This window comes from Caulobacter sp. FWC2, assembly GCF_002742625.1.
Lineage (GTDB): Bacteria > Pseudomonadota > Alphaproteobacteria > Caulobacterales > Caulobacteraceae > Caulobacter.
The window spans coordinates 5237886-5245821 of the sequence record NZ_PEBF01000001.1 but is presented as its reverse complement, the minus strand read 5'-3'; the positions used below and the strand labels follow the sequence as shown (position 1 = coordinate 5245821).

The 7936-nt window shown below is 66.1% G+C and carries 8 protein-coding genes and 1 pseudogene; 2 read left to right on the top strand and 7 right to left on the bottom strand.

Annotation, left to right across the window (positions count from 1 at the left end):
• A pseudogene (gene nusA, locus CSW62_RS24790) lies at positions 1–918 on the bottom strand (transcription termination factor NusA); the annotation flags it as partial.
• A gap of 2 nt (positions 919–920) precedes the next feature.
• Entirely contained in the window at positions 921–1496 is a 576-nt protein-coding gene (gene rimP / locus CSW62_RS24785) for a ribosome maturation factor RimP (RefSeq protein WP_099575212.1), read from the bottom strand.
• Between the two features lie 249 nt (positions 1497–1745).
• Between rimP and ppa the strand changes: the two genes are divergently transcribed.
• Entirely contained in the window at positions 1746–2279 is a 534-nt protein-coding gene (gene ppa, locus CSW62_RS24780) for an inorganic diphosphatase (protein ID WP_013077233.1), read from the top strand.
• A gap of 67 nt (positions 2280–2346) precedes the next feature.
• Positions 2347–2757, top strand: coding sequence for a DUF5990 family protein (locus CSW62_RS24775; protein WP_099575211.1), 411 nt, complete (start codon positions 2347–2349; stop codon positions 2755–2757).
• Here CSW62_RS24775 and trmB read toward each other — a convergent pair.
• The 5 genes from trmB to CSW62_RS24750 form a co-directional block, all read right to left on the bottom strand.
• Entirely contained in the window at positions 2747–3427 is a 681-nt protein-coding gene (gene trmB / locus CSW62_RS24770) for a tRNA (guanosine(46)-N7)-methyltransferase TrmB (protein WP_099575210.1), read from the bottom strand. The two genes, CSW62_RS24775 and trmB, sit on opposite strands and share 11 nt — an antisense overlap.
• Before the next feature lie 202 nt (positions 3428–3629).
• Positions 3630–4853 carry a methionine adenosyltransferase gene (gene metK, locus CSW62_RS24765; RefSeq protein ID WP_099575209.1) on the bottom strand — a complete coding sequence of 408 codons (1224 nt, stop codon included), beginning with the start codon at positions 4851–4853 and terminating at the stop codon, positions 3630–3632.
• 113 nt (positions 4854–4966) lie between these two features.
• On the bottom strand, positions 4967–5404 hold the full coding sequence (locus CSW62_RS24760; protein ID WP_099575208.1) for a helix-turn-helix domain-containing protein: 438 nt from the start codon (positions 5402–5404) through the stop codon (positions 4967–4969).
• 34 nt (positions 5405–5438) lie between these two features.
• A complete protein-coding gene (lnt, locus tag CSW62_RS24755; protein ID WP_099575207.1) occupies positions 5439–7031 on the bottom strand; it encodes an apolipoprotein N-acyltransferase in 1593 nt (530 codons plus the stop codon).
• On the bottom strand, positions 7028–7933 hold the full coding sequence (locus CSW62_RS24750; protein WP_099575206.1) for a hemolysin family protein: 906 nt from the start codon (positions 7931–7933) through the stop codon (positions 7028–7030). The genes lnt and CSW62_RS24750 overlap by 4 nt, the downstream gene beginning before the upstream one ends.
• Between the last annotated feature and the right edge of the window lie 3 nt (positions 7934–7936).

Below are 7936 nucleotides of genomic sequence, written 5' to 3'. Positions count from 1 at the left end.
TGACGACCTTGGAGACTTCCGCCGCGCCAGGCCGTTGACGATGAAGGTGGCCTCGTCTTCCGACCACTGGATGATGTCGATCTTCTCGCCCTGCAGCTCGGCCACGACCGCCTGCACGCGCGAACCGCGCATGCCGACGCAGGCGCCAACGGGGTCGATCGAGCTGTCGTTCGAGATGACGGCCATCTTGGCGCGCGAACCCGGGTCACGGGCCACGGCGCGGATCTCGATGACGCCGTCGTAGACTTCCGGCACTTCCTGGGCGAACAGCTTGGCCATGAAGCCGCCGTGCGCGCGGCTCAGCATGATCTGCGGGCCCTTGGTCTCGCGACGGACGTCGTAGATGTAGGCGCGGATGCGGTCGCCGACGTTGAAGTTCTCGCGCGGGATCGACTGGTCGCGGCGCATGATGCCTTCGCCACGGCCCAGGTCGACGATGACGTTGCCGTATTCGACGCGCTTGACGCTGCCGTTGACGATCTCGCCGACGCGATCCTTGTACTCTTCGTGCTGACGCTCGCGCTCGGCTTCGCGGACCTTATGCATGACGACCTGACGGGCCATCTGGGTCTGGACGCGACCGATCTCGAACGGCGGCAGGTTTTCTTCGTAGATCTTGCCGATCTCGGCGTCGCGCCAGGTGCGCTTGGCGATCGACAGCTGGACCTTGCCGATCTCGCCTTCGAGCTCGGTGTCGTCGGCGACGACTTCGATCACGCGCTTCTGCGTCATTTCGCCCGTACGCGGGTCGATCTTGACGCGGATGTCGTGCTCAGCGCCGTACCGGGCGCGGGCGGCCTTCTGCAGGGCGTCCTCGATGGCCTCGATGACGACTTCCTTCTCGATACTTTTTTCACGCGCGACCGCGTCGGCGATCTGCAGAAGTTCGAGCCGGTTGGCGGAGATGCCGATGGCCATGGTCAGTCCTCTTCACTTTCGGACAGGTCGTCGTTGTCGGATTGGATGCGGGCGGCGCGCTGCTTTGCGCCCCGCTCCATCAGGGTGTCGGTCATGACGAGCTTGGCGTCGATGATCCAGGCGAAGGGGAAGTACACGGTGACGTCGTCCTCGCCCTCGATGTTCAGGCCGACCTGATCGTCCTCGATCCCGGCCAGCTCGCCCTTGAAGCGCTTGCGGCCCTCGGCGACGCGGTCGAGTTCGATGCGAGCCTCGAGGCCGGCATAGTCGTTGAAGTCCTTCAGGCGGGTCAGCGGCCTGTCGATGCCGGGGCTGGAGACCTCCAGCGTATATTCGCCGGTGATCGGGTCGGCGGCGTCGAGAATTTCGGAAATGCCGCGCGAGAGCTTCGCGCAATCCTCGACATTCATGTCGCCACCGCTGCCGTCTTCCTGCAGCGGATGTTCGGCCATGATCTGCAGGCGACGCTGCTCGGCGCCGCCCATCAGGCGCAGCCGGACGATCTCGTAGCCAAGGGTTTCGGCCACGGGATCGAGCATATCGATCAGATCACGGTCTTCTTGCGTCTTACCGCGCACGTTCTTCTCAACTCGATACGACCGGCGGAAGCCAAGCTCCCATTCGGTCAAACAAAAAGCGGCAGCCTTTCGGCCGCCGCTCGAAAGCGCCATCTAGCGCTAACGGACGATGTAGGGCGCTTTATAGGCGAATTGAAAAACCTTGTCGACTCCATCGGCGCACGCCCCTTCCGCGCCGCAGCAATTTTAGCCTATAGAGACCCCCGCGCAGGCCGCCTCCCCGCGGACCTCATAAGACGAAGAGTCACAATGGACCTCTCCAAGATCCCGACCGGCGCCAACCCGCCTTACGACCTCAACGCCATCATCGAGATCCCGCAGGGCGGCGAGCCGGTGAAGTACGAGATCGACAAGGAAAGCGGCGCCCTGATGGTCGACCGCTTCCTGCACACCGCGATGTTCTATCCGGCCAACTACGGGTTCATCCCGCACACCCTGGCCGATGACGGCGACCCGGCCGACATCATGGTTGTGGGCCCGACCCCCGTGGTGCCGGGCGCGATCATCCGCTGTCGTCCGATCGGCACCCTGATGATGGTCGACGAGGCCGGCTCGGACGAAAAGATCCTGGCCGTGCCGGTCGACAAGCTGCACCCGTTCTACACGGGCGTGTCCAGCTGGCGCGACCTGCCGACCATCCTGACCGAGCAGATCGCCCACTTCTTCCAGCACTACAAGGATCTGGAAAAGGGCAAATCGACCAAGATCAGCGGCTGGGCCGATATCGAAGAGACCGCCGACATCATCCGCACCGCGATCAAGCGCTACAACGAGACCTACTAGGGTCCTCTTTTCTTGGTCAGCCTTTTTGTCCTATCTGATCGTGCCGATCAGATAGGGAAGGCTTCCGATGGCCAGGATCGATCTCACCTTGCGGATCATCCTGGCCGACCCACCGCCTGGCGTGGTCTTTTCCAAGCAGGACGCCAAGAACCACCCGGTCGATCCGGTGAGGTCAGAGGGCGACCTCTCCTTCGACATTCCGATCACCCTGACCTCGACGCCGCAGGGCCTTCGCCCCGGCGGCGGCTTCGTGCGGACCGACGGCCGGGGACGGTTCGTCTACATCGCCTCGGGCCGCGCGGCGGGCGACTGCCAGACAGAGTGGCAGCGGCGGATCAAGATCTACCTGCACGACCTGCCAGCCGACCTTGTCGCGGGTGACGTGGTTGAGGCGACCATCGCCGGCCGCGCCAAGGACGGCGGGCCAGCCTGCGCCACTGTGCCCCTGCTCAAGACGTGGGCGCGCGCTACGTCCTGAGGAAGTCCAGGAACACCGGCGCGCAGTCGCCCAGCTTCTTTTCCTCGTAGCGCGTGGTCACGTGGTCCGCCGGGATCGCGTTGCGATCGGCGTTGGCGTCGGCGAAGCGGAAGTTCGGATCGGCCAGCACGCGCTCGGTCGTCCACTCGCCGTAGTCGGCCCAGTCGGTGGCGAAGCGCAGGGCCGCGCCCGGCTTCATGACGCGCGCCAGTTTGGCGACGAACTCGGGCTGGATCAGGCGGCGCTTGTTGTGACGCGCCTTGTGCCAGGGGTCGGGGAACATGATGAAGACCCGGTCAAGGCAGGCGTCGGGCAGCCAGTCGACCACGTCGCGAGCGTCGCCCTCATGGATGCGGACGTTCTTCAGCGCCTGCTCTTCGACGTGACGCACAGCGCTGGCCACGCCGTTGACGAACGGCTCTGCGCCGATGACCAGCGTCTCGGGCGCGCGGCCCGCCTGGGCGGCCATGTGCTCTCCGCCGCCGAAGCCGATCTCCAGCCACACGCTCTTGGCCTCCGGCATCAGGTCCAGCGGCTGGAACGGGCCTTGCGGCACGGCGATCTCGGGCAGCAGGGTGTCGAGCAGGACCTGCTGGCGCGGCTTCACCGGGCGCGCCTTAATGCGGCCGAACGAGCGCAGCGGTCCGTGAGGGATGGGAGCGGAGGTCATGGGCGGCGTCTTAGAGCGTGGCAGCCGAAAGTGTAAGCGGTTTCGACGCCCGGCCACGCTCTAAATGTTTGAAATGGAGCCTGTTTGTCCGTTTCGGACTTTCATCCGAAACGGACAGCCTCCAGAGCTTTGAAGGCGAAATGAAAACGGGCTCCGACCCGGTTGGATCGGAGCCCGCGTCAAGGAAGGTCGAGGGTCTGGCTTACGCCAGGCCCTTCAGCTCGCCCACGAGGTCGGTCTTCTCCCACGAGAAGCCGCCTTCGTTGTCCGGCGTGCGGCCAAAGTGGCCGTAGGCGGCGGTGCGGGCGTAGATCGGACGGTTCAGCTGCAGGTGTTCGCGGATGGCGCGCGGGGTGGCGCCGCCGATCAGCTGCGGCAGGACCTTTTCCAGGATCGCCGGATCGACCTTGCCGGTGCCGTGCAGATCGACGTGGAACGAGACGGGCTGAGCCACGCCGATCGCATAGGCGATCTGGATGGTGCAGCGGTCGGCCAGGCCCGAGGCCACGACGTTCTTGGCCAGGTAGCGGCAGGCATAAGCGGCCGAGCGGTCGACCTTGGTCGGATCCTTGCCCGAGAACGCGCCGCCGCCGTGCGGGGCCGCGCCGCCGTAGGTGTCGACGATGATCTTGCGGCCGGTGACGCCGGCGTCGCCGTCCGGACCACCGATCTCGAAGCGGCCCGTCGGATTGACCAGCCATTGGGTCTTCTTGGTGATCAGGCCGTCCGGGAAGACCGGCAGGATGTGCGGCTTGATCAGGTCCAGCACGCGCTTGGAGGTCGCGGCCTTGCCGTCGATCTTCTTCTTGTGCTGATGGCTCACGACGATCGAGACGACGCGCACGGGACGGCCGGCGCCATCATATTCCAAGGTCACCTGGCTCTTGGCGTCCGGCTCCAGCTCCGAGAGCTCGCCGCTGTGACGCAGCTCGGCCAAGCGCTTCAGCACGTTATGGCTGTATTGCAGGGTGGCCGGCATCAGCTCCGGGGTCTCGGTGCTGGCATAGCCGAACATGATGCCCTGGTCGCCGGCGCCCTCGTCCTTCTTTTCGGTGGCGTCCACGCCCTGGGCGATGTGCGCCGACTGGCCGTGCAGGAAGTTCGAGTACTTCGCCTTCTGCCAGTGGAAGCCCTTTTGCTCGTAGCCGATATCCTTGATCGCCGCGCGAACCTTGGGCTCGAGCGAGGCGAGGATGTCCTTGGTCAGTTCCTTGTTGGCCTTCTTGTCGCCGTCCGGCTTACCGGCGCGAACCTCGCCGGCCAGGACGATGCGGTTGGTCGTCACCAGGGTCTCGCAGGCGACGCGCGCCTCGGAATCGGCGGTCAGGAAGGCGTCGACGACGGTGTCGCTGATACGGTCGGCGACCTTGTCGGGGTGACCTTCGGAGACGCTCTCGCTGGTGAAAATGTAGGACGAACGGCTCAAGAGACAGCTCCGGTCATGAAATTCCGCGCACGCGGACAGGCGCCCGGTACGGCGTCAGTTAGACAGGAACCATATAAAGATATGTTTATGCGATCAAGCGGAGCTTGAGAGACTTAGCCCTCGTCGTTGTCGGCTTCGTCGGCTTCCGCTTCCTCGGCCATAGAGCGGACCAGCTCCAGGATCCGTCGACGCACTTTCGGCTTGGTGATCCGGGGAAACAGGCTGGCCAGTTCCAGGCCTTCGGACGTCATCAGGAAATCGTGGACGAAAAGCTCGCCGCCCTCGGCCATGCCCTCGCTGGCGGTGTCGGCAAGACCTTCGAAGAAATAGGCCACGGACGACTGCAGGCTCCTGGCGATCTCGTAGAGCTTGCTGGCGCTGACCCGGTTGGCCCCGCGCTCATATTTCTGGACCTGCTGAAAGGTCAGCCCCAGGTCTTCGGCCAATCGCTCCTGGCTGACGCCGAGGATCTTTCGGCGCATGCGTATGCGGGCCCCGACGTGCAGGTCGATGGGATTGGGGTGGCGCTCGGTGTGCGGCAGGTCGCTCATACCCACGCTTGATAGCTGAAATTGCGGTTTTAATTCAGCCTAAGTCTTTCACGCGCGCAATAGAGGAAAAGGACTCACCTGCTCGAAAGCGAACTGACACAACCGCAGATATCAGTAGAAGCGCAAGAAACGCGAGATTCCCCAAGTTGTCGAAGGGTGTAACCTCACCCATCCCCGGTATTTGCGCGTCGACGACGCCGCTTTTGCCTAAATCGAGCCGGGTCCCCGGGACGATTCGACCACGCGCGTTGATGACAGCGCTTACTCCGGTGGGGGTTGCGCGCAGGATAGGCTTGGCGCTTTCGATGGCGCGATAGCTAGCCAGATTGAGGTGCTGCAAGGGCCCGGACGTCACGCCGAACCAGGCGTCGTTCGACACATTGATCAAAACCCGGACGTTCGGATCGCGCTTGGCCAAGCCCGGAAACAGGCTCTCGTAGCAGATCAGAGGCTGGACCAGCAGGTCGGGCCCGATGCGCAGCGGGGCCGGGCGCGGACCGGTGGCGAAGCCGTCGCCCAGATGCGCTAGGCTCTTGAAGCCGATGAGGGTGAGGAACTTCTCCGCCGGCAGGTATTCGCCGAACGGCACCAGCCGATGCTTGTCATAGACCCCGACCACCTCGATGTCCGTGGCCGTGCGGCGCAGGGCGATAAGGCTGTTGTAATAGACCGGCGCCTGGACCGGACCTTCGTAACGGTAGCCGCCGATCAGCAGCAGTTGGCCGGGCTGAAGGCTGTCGACGATCGCCTGGCGGACCCAGGTCCCCGGCGCGAGATAGTCGTTGGTCGCCGCCGGCAGGGCGCCCTCGGGCCAGATCACGATGTCCGCGGGCCTGTCCTGGTAGGGCGTCGCGGTCAGCGAAACGTACGACTGCACGATCTGCGAGAAGCGGACGGCGTCCCACTTGGCGTCCTGCTGGATGTCGGCCTGAACGATCCGCACGGTCGTCGGCGGCCCCTTGGCCAGCGGCCGCGACTGGACCACCGCACCGTAGGCATAGAGCGCGACGAGGCCGGCGACGGCGGCGCCCAGCGCGACCTTCCCCGCCTTGCCCTCGCGCCACACGGCAGGGGCGGCGGCGATGGCCAGGGTGATCCAGGTAAGGCCGTAGGCGCCGACCAGGGCGGCCGCCTGGGACGGCCAGGAGCCCGCCCGCCAGGTCTCGCCCGGCAGGTTCCAGGGAAAGCCGGTCAGCACGTGGCCGCGCGCCCACTCCAGCGCCGCGAAGGCGCCGGCGAAGGTCAGGACCCGCCAGGCGCTAGCCGGTCGGACCCAGCGGTAGAGCAGCGCCGCAAGGCCCCAGAACAGCGCCAGACCCCCGGCCATGGCCGCCACCGCGAACGGGGCCATCCAGCCCTGGTTTGCGGCGTCGACCATGAAGGCTTCGGCGATCCACCAGGTGCTCAGGGCGAAATAGCCCACCCCGGCCAGCCAGCCGCGCCAGAAGGCCGAGCGCAACGGCTTGGCAGGGTTGGCGTCGTCCAAAAGGAAGAGCAGCCCGGAGTAACCCAGCAATCCCGGCAGCAAGCCGAACGGCGGGTGGGCCAGAGCGGCGGCCAGGCCCGCGAGCAGCGCCAGGACCGGGCCGCTCCAGGCCGTCGCTCGGAAGTCCTTCCAGGCGGTCACGAAGCAGAGACATCCTCGGCGACCGGCGCGGTCTGCGGCGACGAACCGCCGCGTACGCGCACCCGGCGCACCCGGCGCGGGTCGGCCTCAACCACCTCGAACTCATAGCCGTCCGGATGGGCGATGACCTCGCCCCGTTGCGGCACGCGGCCGGCCAACGCCACGACCAGGCCGGCGACGGTGTCGATGTCCTCCTCCATGTCGGAGGGGGCCAGTTCGCGGCCGAGGGCGGCTTCCAGTTCTTCCAGCGGCGCGCGGGCGTCGGCGTCGAACACCCCGCCCGGACGCGCCACGATCGCGACGGCGGCCGCGTCGTCGTGCTCGTCGTCGATCTCGCCGACCACCGCCTCGATCAGGTCCTCCATCGAGACCAGACCGTCGGTGCCGCCGAACTCGTCGATGACCAGGGCCATGTGGATACGGCTGGTGCGCATGCGGAGCAGCAGGTCGGCGGCCTTCATCGAAGCGGGCACGTACAACGCGTCACGGCGCAGCTTGTTCAGCACCAGATCGCCCGCCGCCGGCCGCTTGGCCTCGTCGGAGAGCAGTCGGAAGATGTCCTTGACGTGGACGACGCCGACGGGATCGTCGAGCGTCTCGCGATAAATCGGCATCCGCGAGTGCTCGGCCTCGGCGAACTGGGCGACCACCGTCTCGAACGGGGTCGACAGCTCGACCGAAACGATGTCGGCGCGCGGGGTCATGACGTCGGCGACCCGCAGGGTCTGGAAGGCCTCGGCCTGGTCGACGATGTCGACGGCGCCGGTCACGGGCGGCGGCTCGGGCGGCCGCGCGGGCTCGCCGCCGGTCAGCTGTCGGCGCATACGCCGGAAAAACGCCCGCACGCCCCGGCTTCTGCGAACCGGACCGGCGGGCTGTTGACTAGGCTCGTCGCTGGGCATGGC